The sequence below is a fragment of the Vibrio sp. 1F255 genome (genome assembly GCF_041439145.1).
Lineage (GTDB): Bacteria > Pseudomonadota > Gammaproteobacteria > Enterobacterales > Vibrionaceae > Vibrio > Vibrio crassostreae_C.
Genome location: NZ_JBGONQ010000002.1, coordinates 55,775 through 75,275, shown reverse-complemented (window position 1 = coordinate 75,275; position 19,501 = coordinate 55,775). Strand labels below are relative to the sequence as shown.

Genomic DNA, 19,501 nt, shown 5'->3' with positions numbered 1-19,501 from the left:
TCAGTTTAGTGTTCAATTACTTAAAACCTTTTACTTTCTTTATCAGGTCATAAGCATTCTGAATTTCTTGCGATTTCTCTTTCGCAACATTCATCATCTCAGGCGGTAAGCCCTTCGCCATCAGTTTATCTGGGTGATGTTCATTCATCAGCTTGCGGTAGGCTTTCTTCACCTCTTTACCGTCAGCACTTTCACTCACACCAAGAACCTTATATGCGTCGCCAAGTTGGTTCTGTTGCGAAGCCTGTTGCCAACCTGATGATTGCCCATGCCCCTGATGGCCACCAAAGCTTCCACCTTGCTGTTGGAAACGGAACGCAGCTTCTTGCATCTGCAAGCGGCGTTCTAGTTGTGCTGCCGAAAACCCAAGCCCTTGCGCTATTTTATGCAGAACTTGACGTTCACTCGGGTGCAAACTTCCATCCGCAAATGCGGCAGATACCTGAAGCTCTAGAAAGAACTGCAGAAGATCAAAACGACCACCCGATGAGATTTTAACTCGCTCAAGTACGTCGTTCAGAGGGAAGTCGCTCTCTTTGCCGTCACGGAATGCATCTTGCGCTGCTTTACGCTGTTCGCCATGCAGGTTCATACGCTCCATCATGGTAGAAGCGAGTTGAATCTCTTCTGGCGTTACCTGCCCTTTCGCTTTAGCAACGTGCCCCATAACCGCAAAAGCGGATTTAAAAAACTCGTTCTGTCTTTCTGCTTGGCTTGGACCTCGACCAAAACCAGAGCTATTGAAGCCTGATTGGTTCAATCCGCGAGCTTTATCGAATTGGTGTCCTAAAAACAGACCAAAAACTAAACCGAGTGGCCCTCCAAATAAAAAGCCAAAAAACGCGCCCAAAATTTTGCCAAATATTTGCATTATGTGTTCTCTATCTATGAATTTTATCTGAGTAATGCTGTCTGATGATGCTGAATGCTATTATTTCCTTTATCATAAGGAAAATGCTTTATTAATTGGATTGATACTAGATCAACCCTTCATCTAGTGACACAGGATAGTTCAACTTCATGCAATCTTTTTCCCGCACCTTGTTAGCCGCGTCTATAAGTACGGCGTTATACGTGTCGACAACTCAAGCTGAAACAATCACCGATAGTAGTGTGCAGGAAATGCCCTCTATAGATCAATGCTTGATCGAGCCCGCTGCAGAAAACGAGACACAGCTACCCGCTCATGTTGAGTCAGATCGCTTAGAAGCTATCAATGGTGACAAGGCAATATACTCAGGTGACGTAGTCGTTACGCAAGGGAACAAGACCATCCTTGCAGATAACGTAACCCTGCACCAACAAGAAAATATCGTTGTAGCTGAAGGCAACGTAAACTTTAGTGATGGTCAAATCAAATCTATCTCAGACAGAGCGACCAATAATCTGACTACAGATGAAATGACGCTTGAGAACACCGATTACGAATTCCTTTGCGAGCCCGGTCGCGGAGATGCTGTTTATATAGCAAAAACAGGTAAAGCGGTTTATGAGATTGAAGATGGCTCCATTACCTCTTGCCCTATCGGCGATAATGCTTGGCGTCTAAGAGCATCGAGCATCAGTGTCGACCAAGACGAAGAACAAGCCACTTTTTATAATCCACGTTTTGAAATCCAAAGTGTTCCCGTCTTTTACTTACCTTACTTAACAGTACCGGTGGGTGATACACGTAAAACCGGTTTCTTGTACCCAACAGTTTCGTATGGTTCAAGCGATGGTTTTGAAGCTGAAATTCCTGTTTATTGGAACTTAGCACCAGACTACGATTTGGAAACTACCTTCAAGTACATGCAAGAGCGTGGCACTCAACTCAACAGTAAATTCAGATATTTAAGCGATTTTGGTTCCGGTAGTATCGAGTCTGAATATTTACCAGACGATCAAAAGTACACTGATCTAGGCGATCGTTGGGGTTTCCAACTAGAACATTCAGGAATATTCCAACAATCTTGGTTATTCGAAATTGATTACTCTAAAGTCAGTGATATTGACTACTTTTCGGACATGAGCTCAAATATCGGTAACCGTGAAGATGGACAACTGCTTCAAGAAGGGCAAGCAACATACCGTTCTCAAAATTGGGATGCGTCTGTACTTGTTCGAGACTTCCAAGTTCTTACCACCAGCAATAACTTGCCTTATCGTCTAATGCCACAACTCGAGTATAACTACTATGCTCCAGAGGTAATGGATTACCTAGATTTTGACTTAATCAGTCATATATCAATGTTCGATACCGACGCATCAGGCAAACCATCAGCCACTCGTGTTCACGTTGAACCTGGTATTACAATCCCAGTAGGTAACACTTGGGGCACTTGGACAACCGAAGCACGATTACTTGGTACATACTACCAACAGGATCTGAATGACATTGATAGTGAGTATGAAGATTTAGAGGAATCAGTAACACGTGTAATACCTGAGTTTAGAAGCCACGCAGGTATCGTTCTTGAACGTGATACAAAAATTGTAGGTAATTACACTCAAACACTCGAACCTCAAGTTCAGTACCTTTACGTGCCAGAAGAAGATCAAAGCGAAATTGGTCTTTACGATACAACACTACTACAGACTGATTACTATGGCTTATTCAGAAGCCGCAAATACAGTGGTGTAGACCGCATTGCGTCAGCAAATCAAATTAGCTATGGCGCATCATCTCGCTTTTTTGATGATGAGTACCGAGAGCGCTTAAACATATCTTTTGGTCAAATTTTCTATTTTGATAAAGATACAAAACAGACTTTAGACAACGACGACTCTAATAAGAAAACTAATTATTCGTCTTGGGCTATTGAAATGGATTTCAACTACGATGATTACCTTTTCTACCATGGCGGTGTGCAATACGACATTGATTCATCTTCGATGCAACTTGCTAACAGTACCATTGAGTACCGTTTTGCCGGCGGCTATATACAAACCAACTACCGCTATGTAACAGAAGAGTACATAAATGAAACTGTAGATTTTGACGTATCATCCATAACTAGAGATGGTATCTCACAAGCAGGCTTACTTGGTGCTTACCAGATTTCGCGGAAGTGGAATGCCAGTGCTCAATATTTCTATGATTTAACCACACAAGAAAATCTAGAATGGTTGGCTCGCTTGAACTATAAATCGGATTGTTGGTATATCGGATTTACGTATAGTAACCAGCTGACAAATAACATTAGTGATCCAAATGTCACGCCTGAATATGAAAATAACTTTGGTGTGAATTTCGGTATTATCGGCTTTGGTACTAACTTAGGCTCTGATTCAGGCGCTGTTGGGGATAGCAGTTCTGATAACTCATTGAGCTACGGTCGCCCATTCTTCTTAAACAACTAATTTTCTTTACTGATAAGAAATCAGTAAATTTAAAGGATTACACATGACATTGTGGAAACGCACATTAATTGCTATTGCAGCGACTTGTACTTTATCAACAAGCTTTGCAGCACCGGTTGAGCTAGACAGCGTAAAAGTTATCGTTAACGAAGGCGTTATCTTACAAAGCGACATCGATGCTTCGATGAAGACACTGCGTGCCAACGCAAAAAAAAGCGGTCAAACACTGCCATCGCAAGATGTGCTCAATGAGCAAGTACTAGAAAAACTGATCATCGATACTATTCAAACTCAAGAAGCAGAACGTATCGGTGTTCGTATTGATGATGCTCGACTTGATCAAGCAATTGAAGGTATCGCTAAAGACAACAACCAAACGGTAGAACAACTTACCGCATCGGTTGCTGAAGAAGGCCTTAGCTACAATGCATTTCGAGAGCAAGTAAGAAAAGAAATTGCGGCAAGTGAGGCTCGCAATGCTCTAGTTCGCCGTCGTATTAACATCCTTCCTGCAGAGGTCGATAACCTAGCGGATATCTTAGCGCAAGAGACTAACGCAACCGTTCAATACAAGATTGGACACATTCAACTTCGCTTCAATGATGACCAAACCAAAGAAGAGTTAGAAGCTCAAGCTACTGAACTGGTTGAAGAACTGAACTCAGGCAAAGATTTCAGCACCATGGCATATACTTACTCTAAGGGTCCTAAAGCGCTGCAAGGTGGTGATTGGGGTTGGATGCGTAAAGAAGAGATGCCAACCATTTTTGCTGACCAGATCAAAATGCAAAATAAAGGCAGCATCATCGGTCCTTTCCGTAGCGGTGTAGGTTTCCACATTCTAAAAATTGAAGATGTGAAAGGCTTAGAAACCGTAGCAGTAACGGAAGTGAATGCTCGTCATATCTTGATTAAGCCAACCGTAATCTTGAGTGACGATGGCGCGAAAGAACAACTTGAAGAGATCACGCGCCGCGTAAACACAGGTGAAGCGAGCTTTGGCGACCTTGCACAGCAATACAGCCAAGATCCAGGTTCTGCAGTACAAGATGGTGAGCTAGGCTACCAAACACCAGATTTGTATGTACCAGAATTCAAACACCAAGTAGAAACGCTACCAGAAGGCAAAATCAGTGCGCCATTCAAAACCGTACACGGTTGGCACATTGTTGAAGTACTAGACCGTCGCGAAGTCGACCGTACCGATTCAGCTTTGAAAAACAAAGCTTACCAAATTCTATTTAACCGTAAATTCAACGAAGAAGCTGGTGCTTGGCTACAAGAAGTAAGAGCAAGTGCCTTTGTTGAGATGGTTGAGGACGACCAAGATGACAACAACTAAACGTATTGTCATAACCGCAGGTGAACCAGCAGGGATAGGCCCAGATTTAACTTTGGCTCTATCTCAAGAAAGTTGGCCTCATCAACTCGTGGTTTGTGCTGATAAAACACTGCTATCCGAGCGAGCTAAAATTCTTGGTATCGAAGTCGATCTTCTGGACTACGATGCAAATGCAGCTAAGCAACCGCAACGCGCTGGCACACTGGTAGTGAAACACGTTCCACTTGCTGAAACGGCAGTTGCAGGTCAACTCAATGAGGCTAATGGTCATTACGTATTAAATACTTTAGAAACCGCAGCAATTGGCTGTATGAATGATGAATTTGATGCTATTGTCACCGGCCCCGTTCACAAGGGTGTAATTAACCGAGCTGGCGTTGCTTTTAGCGGCCATACCGAGTTCTTTGCAGAGAAGTCCAATACACCACTGGTGGTGATGATGTTGGCAACTGAAGGGCTGCGTGTTGCGCTAGTAACAACGCACATCCCACTAGCTTATGTATCTCAAGCTGTGACCGAAGACAGATTAGAGCAAATTATTGCTATTCTAAATAAAGACTTGGTTGAAAAATTTGCTATTGAGAAACCAACTATCTATGTGTGTGGCTTGAATCCACATGCTGGTGAAGATGGTTGTTTAGGGCGTGAAGAGATTGAAACTATCACCCCGACGCTAGAAAAAATTCGCCAAAAAGATGGCATCAATTTAGTTGGCCCATTGCCAGCAGACACCATCTTTAATGAAAAATATTTGCAAGATGCAGATGCTGTTTTAGGTATGTATCACGACCAAGTACTCCCGGTATTGAAATACAAAGGGTTTGGTCGCTCAGTGAACATCACGCTTGGCTTACCGTTTATTCGCACATCAGTCGACCACGGTACCGCCTTAGACTTGGCAGGGAAAGGCCAAGCCGATACAGGGAGCTTTAGAACAGCGCTCACGCACGCCATTGAATTAGTAGAGAAAAAGCAATGAGAAATGATGTCCACTTAGGGCACAAAGCGCGTAAACGTTTTGGTCAAAACTTCCTTAACGATCCATACATTATTGATGGCATCGTATCGAGTATTAACCCACTACCAGGTCAAAACTTGGTAGAGATCGGTCCTGGTCTAGGCGCAATTACTGAGCCTGTGGGTAAGCTTGTCGATAAATTTACTGTTATCGAATTGGATAGAGACCTTGCAGAACGTCTTCGTAACCATCCAGATCTTGCGGACAAGCTAACGATCCGTGAAGGCGATGCGATGAAGTTCGATTTCCAAGAACTGGTTAAGCCAAACAATAAGCTACGCATCTTTGGTAACTTGCCATATAACATCTCTACACCATTGATGTTCCACCTTTTTGAATTCCATAAAGACGTGCAAGACATGCACTTTATGCTTCAAAAAGAAGTGGTTAACCGTCTAGCTGCTGGCCCTGGCAGTAAAGCTTACGGTCGTCTTACTGTAATGGCTCAATACTACTGTAAAGTAACGCCTGTGTTAGAAGTTCCACCAACGGCCTTCGTTCCGCCACCGAAAGTAGACTCAGCAGTCGTGCGCCTACAGCCATACGAAGTGCTGCCTTATCCGGCAAAAGATCTGAAATGGCTAGATCGCGTCTCTCGTGAAGGCTTTAACCAACGTCGTAAAACAGTTCGTAACTGCTACAAGAGCTTAATCGATAAGGAAGTGCTTGAAGAGCTAGGTATCAACCCAAGCATGCGTCCTGAGAACTTAACGCTCGAGCAGTTTGTCGACATGGCAAACTGGTTGTACGACAGTCATAACGCTGACAAATAAATAAAAAAGGCTCCTACACTTCGGTTAGGAGCCTTTTTTATGTAATACTTTAATTACATTAAGTATATCAACAACAAAAGGTGCGAATATGGATATATCTACGCCTTGTATCAAATGCCAGGTTCACTCTAAGTACATAGAAGAACAATCTGAGCCAACGAAGAATCGTTATGTCTTCGCCTACATTATTACCATCAAAAATCTAAGTAAAACAACGGTGCAACTTATGTCTCGCCGCTGGTTAATTACCGACTCTAACGGCAAGCAGCTCACCATTGAGGGTGATGGTGTAGTTGGCCAACAACCCGTGATTGAAGCCAACGACGAGTACACCTACACAAGTGGTACGGTCATCGAAACCCCTGTTGGCGTTATGCAAGGTCACTATGTGATGACCGATAACAAGGGCATTGATTTTATTACCGAAGTTGACCCATTCAGACTCGCAATCCCTAATATTCTTAATTAGCCGTACATCCGTATCTATAGGAAATTATTGTGTCGAATTATATTGTCGGAGACATCCAAGGGTGCTTCGACGAACTTCAATTACTGCTTGAAAAAATTAACTTTGATAAACACCAAGATACTTTATGGGTCGCTGGAGACTTAGTTGCTCGAGGCCCTAAATCATTGGAGACGCTACGCTTTATTCGTAGCCTTGGTGACGCAGCTAAGGTTGTATTAGGCAACCACGACTTACATCTTTTGGCGGTGTCCTTAGGGCTATTTCCAGCGAAACCAAAAGATAAGACTCTAGCGATTCTTGATGCTGAAGATCGTGAACTGCTACTCGAATGGTTAAGACAACAGCCTTTGCTGCAGGAACATCCAGAGTTCGTGATGTGCCATGCGGGTATCTCGCCGCAGTGGAACCTAGAAAGAGCACGCATTGAAAATCGAGAGATCGTATCCTTGCTGAAGTCGGACAGATGGCAATGGCTAATCGAAAACATGTACAGCAACACGCCTGATTTATGGCATCAAGATTTACATGATATTGAGCGCTATCGCTATGCGATCAATAGCCTGACAAGAATGCGCTTCTGTTTTGAAGATGGCCGACTCGACATGGCATGTAAGCTACCACCGAATGAAATTACCGATGAACCATTAGTGCCGTGGTTTGACCTTCCTCAACGCATAAAGCTTGATAAAACCGTTGTTTTTGGACACTGGGCTGCGCTTGAAGGCTATAACGGAAAAGACGTAATTGGACTCGATACTGGGTGCGTCTGGGGAGGAGAATTAACGATTCTTCGCTGGGAAGACAAACAGTTTTTCACTCAGAAAGCGCTATAAAAATACGAGATACGAGATACGAGATACGAGATACGAGATACGAGATACGAGATACGAGAAGCTTGCGCTACTGGTGCAGTAACGCAAGCATTTTTCAGAGACTAGCTATTGATAGCCACAGTTAACGCTCGAGAATCACAAACTCCATGTTGTGTTTGTTTTTCTCGTCAGCTTGATAGCTCTCGTTAAAGCTCTGCTTCCAACCTTCACCCCAGTCAGGAAATTGTGTATCTCCATCGACGGCGAAATCGATGTAAGTCAGATACAACTTGTCCGCTTTAGGTAAGCAGCTCTCATAAATAGAGCCGCCACCAATGATCATCACCTCTTCAACATCACTGAGTAGCTCTAGAGCCTGTTCAATAGAAGTTACCGTCGTTACACCTTCAATCTTTAAACTCTCATCACGGCTGATTACGACATTCAACCGACCCGGCAAAGGGCGTCCAATAGAATCGTAGGTCTTACGTCCCATCACGACTGGTTTACCCATAGTCGAGCGTTTAAACCATGCAAAATCCGCAGGTAAATGCCAAGGCATCTGATTGTCTTTACCAATTATACGGTTGTTTGCCATTGCCGCTATCATGCTGATGATCATAAATCGAAAGTCCTGTCCCTAAAAAGAAAATTAACGCTAAACGATAGGTCTACGGCGATAGAATAACAGCCCTGGCACAGCTAAGCCAACCGCCAACCCTGCGATAATGAACATCGATTTTAAAAAGTTCTCCATCAACATTGCCAACAACTCAGGCGTGTAGCCTGCCCTGTTAATCTCCACCATCGCAATCATCGCCTTGAAGGCGAACACACCTGGCACCATAGGAATTAGAGCTGCAACCGTAAACACCTTCGGATGTGCTAACAGTTTATGTGACCAATGAACCCCTATCATACCAACCACGGTTGCGGCGAAGAACGTCGCCCATTCGATTGGAATACCAAAGTGCATCATCAGATACCGGCTACCATGACCGATAGAACCACCGAGTGCACAATAAATTAAAGCTCGTTGCGGAACGTTAAACACCAATGCAAACCCAACCGCAGGAATAGCGGCGAAAAACATATCGTTGAGCAGACCTAAAAACAGTTCGAAAATACTCATTAGCTTGCCCACCCCCAAACATCTGATAGACTCATCGCCGCGACAATGCCCAAGCTCGTCGCCAGAGTTAATAAGCTGGCCATGGTAAAGCGCGCTAACCCCATATTAATATGGCCTTTAAGCATATCAGCGACGGAGTTAATCAGAGGAAAACCAGGTACTAACATTAATACAGATGAAGCCATCACGATCGTGGGTTGGCCGCCAATATTGTAAAGTACGGCTTGAGCTGAAATGGTCGTGGTAACGAATGCTGTGATAGCAAAGTTTAATAGCGGATTGAAATGGCGGTGCCCAATCTCTTGCCTGACGATCATACCGCAAGCTGAAGCAATAAAAGTCATCATGAAGACTTGCCAGTCTCCGCCCGCAAGGTGGCTAAAAGAGGCGCACGACAACCCTATCATCACAACCACTAACCAACGGCTGTAGCGCTCGGGGCTGATGTTTTGAATCTTTTTATACGCCAAATCATAATCGAGAATTCCCTTCTCCATCATGATGCAAATGCGTTGAATGTCGGTGATAACCTGCATGTTAATGCCACGATCAGCACAACTTCGAGTAGTGGTAATACAGTGATCATCCATTACGGTAGTTACAACAAGCGCATTGGCTGACAGTGCGACTTCAACCTCATTCACCCCACAAGCAATACCGATGCGACGCATGATATCGCCGACCAGTGTGCTCTCTGCCCCGTGCGCCAATAACATTTGTCCTGATTGAGCGACGAGTCTTGAGATCGCTCTTTGCTTTGATGCCATGATTTCCTTCCCATAGGCGTTAATTATCTAAAGATAAATTTTGCATAAAAAACAGTAAGACGTCATGATTTAGATACAAAAAAACCGCAATTTTCATTGCGGTTTAATAAAACTATCAGTGTACTTGTAAGAAGCGACCGATGCGTTATGAGAAACTAAGAGGATTAGTCACGAACATAGATAACATGGCCGTCATCCTCTTCGTCATCCCAATCGTCCCAATCGTCGTCATCTTCAGTAACGACATTCTTACCGCTCATCGCATCTTTATGGTAGTCATCCCACATAAAGTCTACTTTTTCTTCTTCTTCAACTTCTACAACTTCACGAGGTAGGTTTTCCATAAACTCACCTAGTTTGAAGCAAAGATCTTTGGTGCCGATTTTATTCACAGCAGAGATCTTGAAGTACTCGCCTTCCCAGCCCAAAGCATCGATGATTTCTTGAATCTTTTCGTCTGCTTCGTCTTCTGGCATTAGGTCAACTTTATTGAACACTAACCAGCGAGGTTTTTGTGAAACTTTTTCACTGTATTGCTCAAGCTCATCGATGATCGTTAGTGCATTCTGAATAGGATCAGATTGATCGATCGGCATAATGTCGATCATATGCAGAAGAACACGACAACGCTCAAGGTGCTTAAGGAATCGGATACCAAGGCCAGCGCCATCAGCTGCGCCTTCGATTAGTCCTGGGATATCGGCAACAACGAAGCTCTTTTCAGGGACAACACTTACCACACCCAAGCTTGGGATCAAAGTAGTGAACGGGTAATCAGCCACTTTTGGTTTCGCAGCAGATACTGAACGAATAAAAGTAGATTTACCTGCGTTTGGTAGGCCAAGCATACCAACGTCAGCTAATAGAAGAAGCTCTAAACGCAGTTCACGAACTTCGCCTTTAGTACCCATTGTCTTTTGACGAGGGGCACGGTTAACAGACGATTTAAAACGCGTGTTACCAAGACCGTGCCAACCACCTTTACCAACCATTACTTTCTTGCCGTGTTCAGCAACTTCAGCAACGATTTCGTTGGTGTGGATATCAACCGCACGAGTACCTACAGGCACTTTCAGTGTAATGTCTTTACCACGTTTACCAGTACAGTTACCACCGCGACCGTTCTCACCACGCTCTGCGTTGTAAAAACGTTGGAAACGATAATCGATCAGCGTGTTTAAGTTCTCATCCGCTTGGATGTAAACATCACCACCGTCACCGCCATCACCGCCGTCAGGACCACCTTTAGCGACGAATTTTTCGCGCCAAAAGCTAACTGTACCATTACCGCCATCACCGGCTTCTATTTTTACTACCGCTTCATCAACGAATTTCATTTTTTAACTCCGCACTTACGTTGCGTTACCACTCATCAAGGAGTGATATAAATTCTAGCAGATCCGTGTTTAGATCGATCACCTAAGATCTAGGCCGACCTGCAACCAAGGAACAAATAAGGAGAGGTTCTTTGCTTTCTATTTCTTTTAAAACAAACGGCTTCTTAAAAACCAAACTGTTTATCAAAAAATAAAACGGCTTCTCAAAACCAAAACAAGAGCGTCTGCTTTTTTATTCTTGCTATAAATAAAAAACCCTGCCGAATCGGCAGGGCTTTTGAATTCAGCTTGAAAGCTAATAAAATAATCTAATTAAAGATTAAATTACTCAGCTTCGATGCTTACAAACTTACGGTTTTTAGGACCTTTAACAGCAAATTTCACTTTACCTTCAGTAAGAGCGAAAAGAGTGTGGTCTTTACCGATGCCAACGTTTGTGCCAGCGTGGAACTTAGTACCACGTTGACGAACGATGATGTTACCTGCAAGAACAGATTCACCACCAAAACGCTTAACACCAAGACGTTTGCTTTCTGAATCGCGGCCGTTATTAGTAGAACCGCCAGCTTTTTTATGTGCCATTGTTAAACTCTCCTAATACTTAAGCGTTAATGCCAGTGATTTTCACTTCAGTGAACCACTGACGGTGACCAGCTTGCTTACGCGAGTGCTTACGACGACGGAACTTAACGATTTTTACTTTATCGCCACGACCGTGTTGTACTACTTCTGCAGTAACCTTGCCACCTTCAACAAGAGGTGCACCAACAGCGATTTCTTCGCCGTTAGCAACAAGAAGAACTTTATCAAATTCAACAGTTGCACCAGTTTCAACGTCTAATTTCTCTAAACGAAGTGTTTGACCTTCGCTTACTCGGTGTTGTTTGCCACCAGATTGGAAAACAGCGTACATATTTTACTCCGCTTTTTCCGCACAGCCTATGGTTGTTAATTGTACAACTCGGGTGTGCGCTAAACTAATCAATAGGGCGCAGATTCTACGGGAATCATGGCGCTATGACAAGCCATATTTTTAAAAAATTGGCGAAAACCTGTTCGCCAAAGAAAAGTGCGGCAATCATGCCCTTTAGCGATGTATTAATCAACGTTTTTTAGTGTATTATTCAACAATTGAATACAACGTATAAGCCTTACAGGGTCTAACTTCAGCCGGATGAACAATGGATTTTAAAGCTATCCAAACGCTTACTGCCAATGATATGGCAAAAGTGAATGAAACAATTCAAGCCCAACTTAATTCTGACGTAAGTTTAATCAACCAGCTTGGTTTTTATATCGTTAGCGGTGGTGGAAAGCGCCTACGCCCTTTGCTAGCTCTTTTATCTGCCCGCGCACTTGGTTACCAAGGTGAAGCTCATATCACCTCTGCAGCCTTTATCGAGTTTATTCACACCGCAACCCTGCTTCACGACGATGTTGTCGATGAATCAGACATGAGACGCGGTAAAGCGACGGCCAATGCCGCTTTTGGTAATGCCGCTAGCGTTTTGGTGGGTGACTTTATCTACACACGCTCATTCCAAATGATGACAACGCTAGGATCTTTAAAGATCCTTGAGCTAATGAGTGAAGCGGTAAACGTGATTGCCGAGGGTGAAGTTCAACAATTAATGAACTGCAATAACCCAGACACCACAGAAGAAAGCTACATGCAGGTGATCTACTCTAAGACTGCTCGTTTGTTCGAAGCTGCGACCCAAATCGGTGCGATTCTTACTGAGTCATCACCAGAGATCGAAACAGCAATGCAGAACTATGGTAAATACCTAGGCACCGCTTTCCAACTGATTGACGATGTGATGGATTACACTGCAGATGGTAAAGAGATGGGTAAAAACGTTGGTGACGATCTAGCCGAAGGCAAACCAACACTGCCTCTACTTTACGCAATGCATAATGGCTCTCCTGAACAAGCAAGCATGATTCGTGAAGCGATTGAGAAAGCGAACGGCATGGAACGTCTTGACGATATTATGGCTGTAATGAAAGAGACAGGCTCTTTAGAGTACACAACAAATAAAGCCTACGAAGAGGCCGATAAAGCCATCGCTGAACTTTCTGTACTTCCTGACTCAGAATATAAGCAAGCGCTAACCACGCTCGCACACTTAGCTGTTAAACGCAGTAAGTAAGCAGGTTAATAGACAACTCGCTTCTAGCTTCTAGCTTCTATATAAATAACAAAAAGAGCCTCAGGGCTCTTTTTTTTGGTTTTCAACAAATATTTGTAGGTGAGCCAAATTCAATATCGACTGGCTTCTAATGATAACGGCAGTTGTGCTTCAATCTCTTCAAGCTCTTCCATTGGCACCGCGTACTGCTCATGCCCGTTGTAAGTCTCTACTAGCGCGTACTGCTCTTGCTCATCAATTACCAATACTTTTCCTAAGTGCCCCAAATATTCGACATTCATACCCTTCTGAACAGTAGCCATAACATTTACCTTCACATTAATTGTAAAGCTAAATACGAGTAGCTTGAACTTCAGGATCAAAAAAGCCGATCATAATGACCGGCCCTTATTAATTAGCTTAAGTCTGAGTTAAATAGCGTTTCGCTTATTTAGCGAATTCAACACCAATCTCGATGTCACCATTTAGCGTTTCAAGCATGCTATCTAAAGCGTTACGTTCGAAGTCACTTAGCTCACCGTAGCTAAGGATCGCTTCAGCGCCCTCTTTACCTAGTTTAACTGGCTGTGCGAAGAATGGAGCGTGCTCGCCTTCACCTTCAACGTATGCACATTCAATCACGTTTTCTTCACCTTGAAGTGCTTTAACTAGTGCAAGACCGAAACGACAAGCCGCTTGACCCATAGACAGTGTCGCACTGCCGCCGCCAGCTTTAGCTTCTACTACTTCAGTACCTGCATTTTGGATGCGAGTCGTTAGCGCTGCAATTTCTTCATCAGTGAACTCAACGCCTTCAACTTGAGAAAGTAGAGGAAGAATCGTTACGCCTGAGTGACCACCGATAACAGGAACACGGATGTCGCCTGGATCTTTGTCTTTTAGTTCAGCAACGAACGTTTCAGAACGAATCACATCAAGAGTCGTAATACCGAATAGACGACGCTTGTCGTAAACGCCCGCTTTCTTCAGTACTTCAGCCGCGATTGGCACCGTTGTGTTTACTGGGTTAGTAATGATACCAACACAAGCAGTCGGACAAGTAACTGCGATTTTCTCTGCAAGAGACTTAACAATGCCAGCGTTCACATTGAAAAGATCCGCACGATCCATACCAGGCTTACGAGCAACACCCGCTGAAATAAGTACAACATCCGCACCTTCTAGTGCTGGTGTTGGATCTTCACCCGCGTAACCTTTGATCGAAACAGGCGTTGGGATATGGCTAAGATCGGCAGCAACACCCGGTGTTACCGGAGCGATGTCGTAAAGTGCAAGATCTGAACCAGCAGGTAGGCGGTTCTTAAGTAGTAGGGCTAGGGCTTGACCGATGCCACCAGCGGCACCAATAACAGCTACTTTCATTGTTATTCTCCTTGAGAGCTTTCTCTTATAGATTCTTTGTAGGGTAATTCTTGAGCTAAATCTAAGTTAAAAAACTATATTAATCACAAAGTGATTACAATCAATTAACGCTAGCTTTGCGACTTCGCGCAAGTCAATAAAACCGTGCTACACAGCAAGTTCGCATTATGGCGATAATCGACTGAAATAACAAAATAAGTCGTCGCAAATAACACATTATTCTATTAAATATTTACAGTGATATGACTAACAAATTACAGGGATGTTTTGGCTAAAATTGAATATGTATGCGAGAATATGCAAACATCTTTGTTAATGAATAAGAATGACATATGCGCAATACAGAAAAGCAAGACAACTTAGTTCGTGCATTTAAAGCCTTACTAAAAGAAGAACGTTTTGGCTCACAAGGCGAAATTGTTGATGCCCTAAAACACGAAGGTTTTGAAAGCATCAACCAGTCTAAAGTCTCGCGTATGTTAACCAAGTTTGGTGCCGTTCGAACTCGTAACGCAAAAATGGAGATGGTTTACTGTCTTCCTGCTGAGCTAGGTGTTCCGACCGTTTCTAGCTCTTTACGAGAATTAGTACTAGATATTGACCACAACAATGCATTGGTGGTGATACACACAGGTCCTGGTGCGGCGCAGCTGATTGCTCGTTTATTAGACTCACTAGGTAAGTCGGAAGGTATACTGGGCGTAGTCGCAGGTGATGACACTATCTTCATTACTCCAACGTTATCGGTTACCACTAAGCAACTGTTTGATTCAGTGTGCGAACTGTTTGAATACGCTGGATAATTGATCTCTGTTTCATAACTATCAGCCTTATTAATGGATCACGAGCATCTATTCGCTTCGTGATCCAAATCACATCCTCGAATATCCATACCTCCCTTCCAAAATCACACTAAACTATTGATTTTAAAAACTCAGCAGTAAATCAAACACGAGATCCAGACATCATTTGTTAGATTTTTCAGCTATATCTTTTAACATTCGAGTAATTTTCTGCCAATTTTTGATATTATTCAGCCACTTTTTCATCACATGGATTGAAAAAGGTGCCGTTTCCAAATAGGAAACTCCTGAAGCAACTACACTTGTTTCAGGGTTAATAATGAATAAAGGAAGGGAAATTCATGGCATTTACCAAACTTATTAAAGTTGGTGCTATTGCAGCTGCTGTAATGGGCGCTGGCGCTGTTAACGCTCAAGAGTTCATCACGATTGGTACTGGTTCAGTTACGGGTGTTTACTACCCAACTGGTGGTGCGATTTGTAAGCTAGTGAACAAGGGCCGCAAAGACCACAACATTCGTTGTTCTGTAGAGTCTACTGGTGGTTCAATCTACAACGTTAACACCATCCGTGCTGGTGAACTAGATTTCGGTGTTGTTCAATCGGACTGGCAATACCACGGCTACAACGGTACAAGTAAGTTCAAAGATCAGGGCGAATACAAGAAACTTCGCGCGATGTTCTCTCTACATACAGAACCGTTCAACATCATCGCTCGTACTGATGCTGGCATCAACAATGTGTCTGACCTAGCAGGTAAGCGTGTAAACATTGGTAACCCAGGTTCTGGTGACCGTGCAACGATGGGTGTTGTAATGGACGCTATGGGCTGGACTAACGACAGCTTCAAGCTTGCTTCTGAACTTAAAGGTTCTGAGCGTTCACAAGCACTTTGTGATAACAAGATTGATGCATTCATCTACATGGTTGGTCACCCGAACGGATCAATCAAAGAAGCAACAACGTCTTGTGATGCAAAACTGGTTTCAGCAACAGGTCCACAGATCGACAAGATCGTAGCTGAAAACCCATACTACGCTTACAGCACAGTTCCTGCTGGTATGTACCGTGGTACTGACGCTGACGTAAACAGCTTCGGTGTTGCAGCTACTATGGTAACAACTTCAGACGTTTCTGAAGAAGTTGCATACAACGTTGCTAAGGCAGTATTTGAAAACTTTGACACTTTCAAACGCCTACACCCAGCATTTGCTAACCTGAAAAAAGAAGACATGGTTAAAGCGGGTATCTCTATCCCTCTTCACCCAGGCGCAGCAAAATACTACAAAGAAGTGGGCCTTCTAAAGTAACTCTACTTTAAGCCTACTACACCAATAAGGAGGCTAGCCCTCCTTATTGGCTTTTCACGTTTTATAAAAATAATTTAAGTGAAAAGAACAGCCCTTTAAGTTTCTCCAATTTGGAGGACTTACCTTCGTATCAAGCCTAAGACAAAGACGAACAAAAAACGCATTTCCCTATCCATTCACTACACTAGATAGGAAATAAATAACGTTTGGTTGTTCGTAAGAAAAGGCAGACCATCAATAATAAGGATAAAGTACATGACGCAGACAACATCACCGTCTCCAGATGTGCAAGAAATGGTGGCACAATCAGATACTGGTGCGCGTAGCCCTCGTGGTATCCAAGGCCGTATTTTATGGTTTGTGCCTCTATGTTGGTCACTGTTCCAACTTTGGTATGCATCTCCGCTGCCGTTCATTTTTAACTTCGGAATTTTAAACGATACCGAAGCTCGAGCAATTCACCTTACCTTTGCTATTTTCCTAGCATTTACCGCTTATCCAGCTATGAAGAACTCGCCGCGGGACCATATCCCGGCAGTCGACTGGGTATTAGCGCTTGTAGGTAGTTTTTCAGCTTCTTATATCTATATTTTCTACACTGAACTTGCTGAGCGATCGGGCGCACCAACAACATTCGATATTGTTGCGGCTGTATTCGGTATGGTTTTACTGCTTGAAGCAACACGACGCGCTTTGGGTCCACCTCTTATGGTTGTGGCAGCAGTATTCCTACTTTATACCTTTGGCGGCCCTCACATGCCGGACGTTATTGCCCACAAAGGTGCGAGCCTGAACAAGGCAATGTCGCATCTGTGGCTAACAACTGAAGGTGTATTCGGTGTGGCACTTGGCGTATCAACGTCATTCGTATTCTTGTTTGTACTGTTTGGTGCAATGCTAGAACGTGCTGGCGCCGGTGCTTACTTTATTAAAGTTGCATTCTCACTGCTTGGTCACATGAAAGGCGGCCCAGCGAAAGCAGCCGTTGTCGCATCAGGTCTGTCTGGTTTGGTATCAGGTTCATCTATCGCGAACGTGGTAACCACGGGTACCTTTACTATCCCGCTAATGAAGCGTGTTGGTTTCCCGGGCACTAAAGCAGGCGCAGTAGAAGTCGCGGCTTCAACCAATGGTCAATTAACACCACCTATCATGGGTGCAGCAGCCTTCTTGATGGTTGAGTATGTGGGCATTTCGTATGTAGAAGTAATCAAAGCCGCGCTACTGCCCGCTCTGATCTCTTACATCGCTCTGATTTACATTGTTCATCTAGAAGCATGTAAAGCAGGTATGACTGGCCTACCTCGTCGCCACACACCAACTATCGTACAAAGCTTACTGTCTTTCACGGGTACCATTTTAGGTCTGTGTGTTATCAGTGCCGCAGTTTACTACGGTGTCGGTTGGACGAAAGATGTCTTTGGCGATGCTGCAACACCAATCGTAACGGTGGCTCTATTAGTCGCTTATGTCGCTCTGGTTCGTGTATCAGCAAAATACGCATCTGAAGGCGGCATGGAAATCGATGCGGATCTCAAAGAAGTTCCGGATCCAGGTCCAACAATTAAGTCTGGCCTGCACTTCCTATTGCCTATCGTGGTGCTTGTTTGGTGTTTAACAGTTGAACGTTTCTCTCCAGGTCTGTCGGCATTCTGGGCGACCGTGTTCATGATCTTCATTCTGATCACTCAGCGTCCGTTAATGACTCTGATGAACAAATCAGACGATCTTGCAGAGCAAACTAAAGCTGGCTTCGTTGATCTCGCAGAGAGCTTGGTTTCAGGCGCACGTAACATGATTGGTATCGGTGTCGCGACAGCGGCTGCAGGTACGGTTGTAGGCGTGGTGACTCTAACGGGTATCGGTCTAGTAATGACGGACTTCGTTGAGTTTATCTCAGGCGGTAGCATCATTCTTATGTTGCTATTCACTGCAGTAATCAGCTTGATCTTAGGTATGGGCTTGCCAACAACGGCGAACTACATCGTTGTATCAACGCTGATGGCTCCGGTAATCGTGACCCTAGGCGCAGCGCACGGCTTGATCATTCCACTGATTGCGGTTCACTTATTTGTGTTCTACTTCGGTATTCTTGCGGATGATACACCTCCGGTAGGTCTCGCGGCGTTTGCAGCAGCGGCAATTGCGAAATCAGATCCGATTCGTACTGGTATCCAAGGCTTCACCTATGATATCCGTACCGCAATTCTACCTTTCATGTTCATCTTCAATACTCAACTACTACTGATGGGCATTGATTCTTGGTGGCACTTAGCACTAACGATTTTCTCATCTGTGACTGCGGTGCTTATCTTCGCAGCTGCAACACAAGGTTGGTGGTTCACCAAGAACAAGTGGTGGGAAACGGTGCTGCTTATTGCATTAACCTTCACTTTCTTCCGCCCTGGCTTCTGGTGGGACATGATTTACCCAGAGAAAGTTCTTTCACCTGGAGTTGAGATTGCTCAAATCACGGAAAAGCTGGATGTGGGACAATCACTTGAACTTAGAGTGGGTGGCGAAAACTTAGAAGGTGACTATTCTGAAAAGACAGTTCGCCTGCCGTTTGAAGATTCTGCGACCTCAAGTGAAGATCGTATTGCCTCTATGGGTCTAATGCTGACTGAATCAGAAGGCAAGATGATTGTTGATATGGTTGAGTTCGGTAGCCCAGCAGAAGCGGCTGGTATTGATTTCGATTGGGAAATCAAATCCGTTATCCAAGATGCAGATCGACCAATGAAAGAGTGGGTATTCTTACCAGCTCTGATCATTTTGATTGGTTTAGCGATGAACCAAAGAAGACGTGCTCGTAAGGATGAGATTAGCGCGTAATGGATAAGGCTGAGTAGTGCTTAGCGCTATTTGGCTTTATTACATG

At 43.9% G+C, this 19,501-nt stretch carries 19 protein-coding genes; 10 read left to right on the top strand and 9 right to left on the bottom strand.

Going from position 1 to position 19,501, the window contains the following annotated elements; genetic code table 11:
• Positions 1-16 precede the first annotated feature (16 nt).
• Positions 17-871, bottom strand: coding sequence for a co-chaperone DjlA (gene djlA / locus ACED41_RS01925; RefSeq protein ID WP_017061385.1), 855 nt, complete (start codon positions 869-871; stop codon positions 17-19).
• 149 nt (positions 872-1,020) lie between these two features.
• Here djlA and lptD point away from each other — a divergent pair, with 149 nt between their 5' ends.
• From lptD to ACED41_RS01895, 6 genes are all read left to right on the top strand, one after another.
• On the top strand, positions 1,021-3,342 hold the full coding sequence (lptD, locus tag ACED41_RS01920; protein ID WP_102321204.1) for an LPS assembly protein LptD: 2,322 nt from the start codon (positions 1,021-1,023) through the stop codon (positions 3,340-3,342).
• A gap of 43 nt (positions 3,343-3,385) precedes the next feature.
• A complete protein-coding gene (surA, locus tag ACED41_RS01915; protein ID WP_065584690.1) occupies positions 3,386-4,684 on the top strand; it encodes a peptidylprolyl isomerase SurA in 1,299 nt (432 codons plus the stop codon).
• Positions 4,671-5,663 carry a 4-hydroxythreonine-4-phosphate dehydrogenase PdxA gene (gene pdxA / locus ACED41_RS01910; RefSeq protein ID WP_017062941.1) on the top strand — a complete coding sequence of 331 codons (993 nt, stop codon included), beginning with the start codon at positions 4,671-4,673 and terminating at the stop codon, positions 5,661-5,663. The genes surA and pdxA overlap by 14 nt, the downstream gene beginning before the upstream one ends.
• Entirely contained in the window at positions 5,660-6,475 is an 816-nt protein-coding gene (gene rsmA / locus ACED41_RS01905) for a 16S rRNA (adenine(1518)-N(6)/adenine(1519)-N(6))-dimethyltransferase RsmA (protein WP_371724392.1), read from the top strand. The genes pdxA and rsmA overlap by 4 nt, the downstream gene beginning before the upstream one ends.
• Positions 6,476-6,563: 88 nt before the next feature.
• Positions 6,564-6,944 (top strand): Co2+/Mg2+ efflux protein ApaG, encoded by a 381-nt coding sequence (gene apaG / locus ACED41_RS01900; protein WP_004735899.1) that lies wholly within the window; start codon positions 6,564-6,566, stop codon positions 6,942-6,944.
• A 29-nt stretch (positions 6,945-6,973) separates the two neighbouring features.
• Positions 6,974-7,777 (top strand): symmetrical bis(5'-nucleosyl)-tetraphosphatase, encoded by an 804-nt coding sequence (locus ACED41_RS01895; protein WP_371724391.1) that lies wholly within the window; start codon positions 6,974-6,976, stop codon positions 7,775-7,777.
• Positions 7,778-7,898: 121 nt separating this feature from the next.
• Here ACED41_RS01895 and folA read toward each other — a convergent pair whose 3' ends face one another.
• From folA to rplU, 6 genes are all read right to left on the bottom strand, one after another.
• Entirely contained in the window at positions 7,899-8,378 is a 480-nt protein-coding gene (gene folA, locus ACED41_RS01890) for a type 3 dihydrofolate reductase (protein ID WP_017062944.1), read from the bottom strand.
• A 36-nt stretch (positions 8,379-8,414) separates the two neighbouring features.
• On the bottom strand, positions 8,415-8,888 hold the full coding sequence (locus ACED41_RS01885; protein WP_017062945.1) for a threonine/serine exporter family protein: 474 nt from the start codon (positions 8,886-8,888) through the stop codon (positions 8,415-8,417).
• Positions 8,888-9,655, bottom strand: coding sequence for a threonine/serine exporter family protein (locus ACED41_RS01880; RefSeq protein ID WP_371724390.1), 768 nt, complete (start codon positions 9,653-9,655; stop codon positions 8,888-8,890). The genes ACED41_RS01885 and ACED41_RS01880 overlap by 1 nt, the downstream gene beginning before the upstream one ends.
• A gap of 164 nt (positions 9,656-9,819) precedes the next feature.
• On the bottom strand, positions 9,820-10,992 hold the full coding sequence (gene cgtA, locus ACED41_RS01875; protein WP_017061377.1) for an Obg family GTPase CgtA: 1,173 nt from the start codon (positions 10,990-10,992) through the stop codon (positions 9,820-9,822).
• Between the two features lie 324 nt (positions 10,993-11,316).
• On the bottom strand, positions 11,317-11,574 hold the full coding sequence (gene rpmA, locus ACED41_RS01870; RefSeq protein ID WP_004735905.1) for a 50S ribosomal protein L27: 258 nt from the start codon (positions 11,572-11,574) through the stop codon (positions 11,317-11,319).
• A 19-nt stretch (positions 11,575-11,593) separates the two neighbouring features.
• Positions 11,594-11,905 (bottom strand): 50S ribosomal protein L21, encoded by a 312-nt coding sequence (gene rplU, locus ACED41_RS01865; RefSeq protein ID WP_004740823.1) that lies wholly within the window; start codon positions 11,903-11,905, stop codon positions 11,594-11,596.
• A gap of 268 nt (positions 11,906-12,173) precedes the next feature.
• Between rplU and ispB the strand changes: the two genes are divergently transcribed.
• Positions 12,174-13,145 carry an octaprenyl diphosphate synthase gene (gene ispB, locus ACED41_RS01860; RefSeq protein WP_017061376.1) on the top strand — a complete coding sequence of 324 codons (972 nt, stop codon included), beginning with the start codon at positions 12,174-12,176 and terminating at the stop codon, positions 13,143-13,145.
• Between the two features lie 110 nt (positions 13,146-13,255).
• On the opposite strand, the gene ACED41_RS01855 is transcribed toward ispB, so the two are convergent.
• Together ACED41_RS01855 and mdh are read right to left on the bottom strand one after the other, a co-directional pair.
• A complete protein-coding gene (locus ACED41_RS01855) occupies positions 13,256-13,447 on the bottom strand; it encodes a hypothetical protein (RefSeq protein WP_017061375.1) in 192 nt (63 codons plus the stop codon).
• A 124-nt stretch (positions 13,448-13,571) separates the two neighbouring features.
• Positions 13,572-14,507, bottom strand: coding sequence for a malate dehydrogenase (mdh, locus tag ACED41_RS01850; RefSeq protein ID WP_009847834.1), 936 nt, complete (start codon positions 14,505-14,507; stop codon positions 13,572-13,574).
• 332 nt (positions 14,508-14,839) lie between these two features.
• On the opposite strand from mdh, the gene argR reads away from it, so the two are divergent.
• The 3 genes from argR to ACED41_RS01835 all read left to right on the top strand — a co-directional run bounded on the left by argR (position 14,840) and on the right by ACED41_RS01835 (position 19,455).
• On the top strand, positions 14,840-15,310 hold the full coding sequence (gene argR / locus ACED41_RS01845; protein ID WP_004740827.1) for a transcriptional regulator ArgR: 471 nt from the start codon (positions 14,840-14,842) through the stop codon (positions 15,308-15,310).
• A gap of 341 nt (positions 15,311-15,651) precedes the next feature.
• Positions 15,652-16,620: a TAXI family TRAP transporter solute-binding subunit gene (locus ACED41_RS01840; protein ID WP_017061374.1), complete on the top strand. Its 969-nt coding sequence runs from the start codon at positions 15,652-15,654 to the stop codon at positions 16,618-16,620.
• Positions 16,621-16,875: 255 nt separating this feature from the next.
• Positions 16,876-19,455, top strand: a complete 2,580-nt coding sequence (locus ACED41_RS01835) for a TRAP transporter permease (protein WP_371724389.1) — start codon at positions 16,876-16,878, stop codon at positions 19,453-19,455.
• Positions 19,456-19,501: the final 46 nt, after the last annotated feature.

Coding starts and splice junctions, on each gene's coding strand:
- djlA (WP_017061385.1), bottom strand. CDS start 871: ATGCAAATATTTGGCAAAATTTTGGGCGCGTTTTTTGGCTTTTTATTT.
- lptD (WP_102321204.1), top strand. CDS start 1,021: ATGCAATCTTTTTCCCGCACCTTGTTAGCCGCGTCTATAAGTACGGCG.
- surA (WP_065584690.1), top strand. CDS start 3,386: ATGACATTGTGGAAACGCACATTAATTGCTATTGCAGCGACTTGTACT.
- pdxA (WP_017062941.1), top strand. CDS start 4,671: ATGACAACAACTAAACGTATTGTCATAACCGCAGGTGAACCAGCAGGG.
- rsmA (WP_371724392.1), top strand. CDS start 5,660: ATGAGAAATGATGTCCACTTAGGGCACAAAGCGCGTAAACGTTTTGGT.
- apaG (WP_004735899.1), top strand. CDS start 6,564: ATGGATATATCTACGCCTTGTATCAAATGCCAGGTTCACTCTAAGTAC.
- folA (WP_017062944.1), bottom strand. CDS start 8,378: ATGATCATCAGCATGATAGCGGCAATGGCAAACAACCGTATAATTGGT.
- ACED41_RS01885 (WP_017062945.1), bottom strand. CDS start 8,888: ATGAGTATTTTCGAACTGTTTTTAGGTCTGCTCAACGATATGTTTTTC.
- ACED41_RS01880 (WP_371724390.1), bottom strand. CDS start 9,655: ATGGCATCAAAGCAAAGAGCGATCTCAAGACTCGTCGCTCAATCAGGA.
- cgtA (WP_017061377.1), bottom strand. CDS start 10,992: ATGAAATTCGTTGATGAAGCGGTAGTAAAAATAGAAGCCGGTGATGGC.
- rpmA (WP_004735905.1), bottom strand. CDS start 11,574: ATGGCACATAAAAAAGCTGGCGGTTCTACTAATAACGGCCGCGATTCA.
- rplU (WP_004740823.1), bottom strand. CDS start 11,905: ATGTACGCTGTTTTCCAATCTGGTGGCAAACAACACCGAGTAAGCGAA.
- ispB (WP_017061376.1), top strand. CDS start 12,174: ATGGATTTTAAAGCTATCCAAACGCTTACTGCCAATGATATGGCAAAA.
- ACED41_RS01855 (WP_017061375.1), bottom strand. CDS start 13,447: ATGGCTACTGTTCAGAAGGGTATGAATGTCGAATATTTGGGGCACTTA.
- mdh (WP_009847834.1), bottom strand. CDS start 14,507: ATGAAAGTAGCTGTTATTGGTGCCGCTGGTGGCATCGGTCAAGCCCTA.
- argR (WP_004740827.1), top strand. CDS start 14,840: ATGCGCAATACAGAAAAGCAAGACAACTTAGTTCGTGCATTTAAAGCC.
- ACED41_RS01840 (WP_017061374.1), top strand. CDS start 15,652: ATGGCATTTACCAAACTTATTAAAGTTGGTGCTATTGCAGCTGCTGTA.
- ACED41_RS01835 (WP_371724389.1), top strand. CDS start 16,876: ATGACGCAGACAACATCACCGTCTCCAGATGTGCAAGAAATGGTGGCA.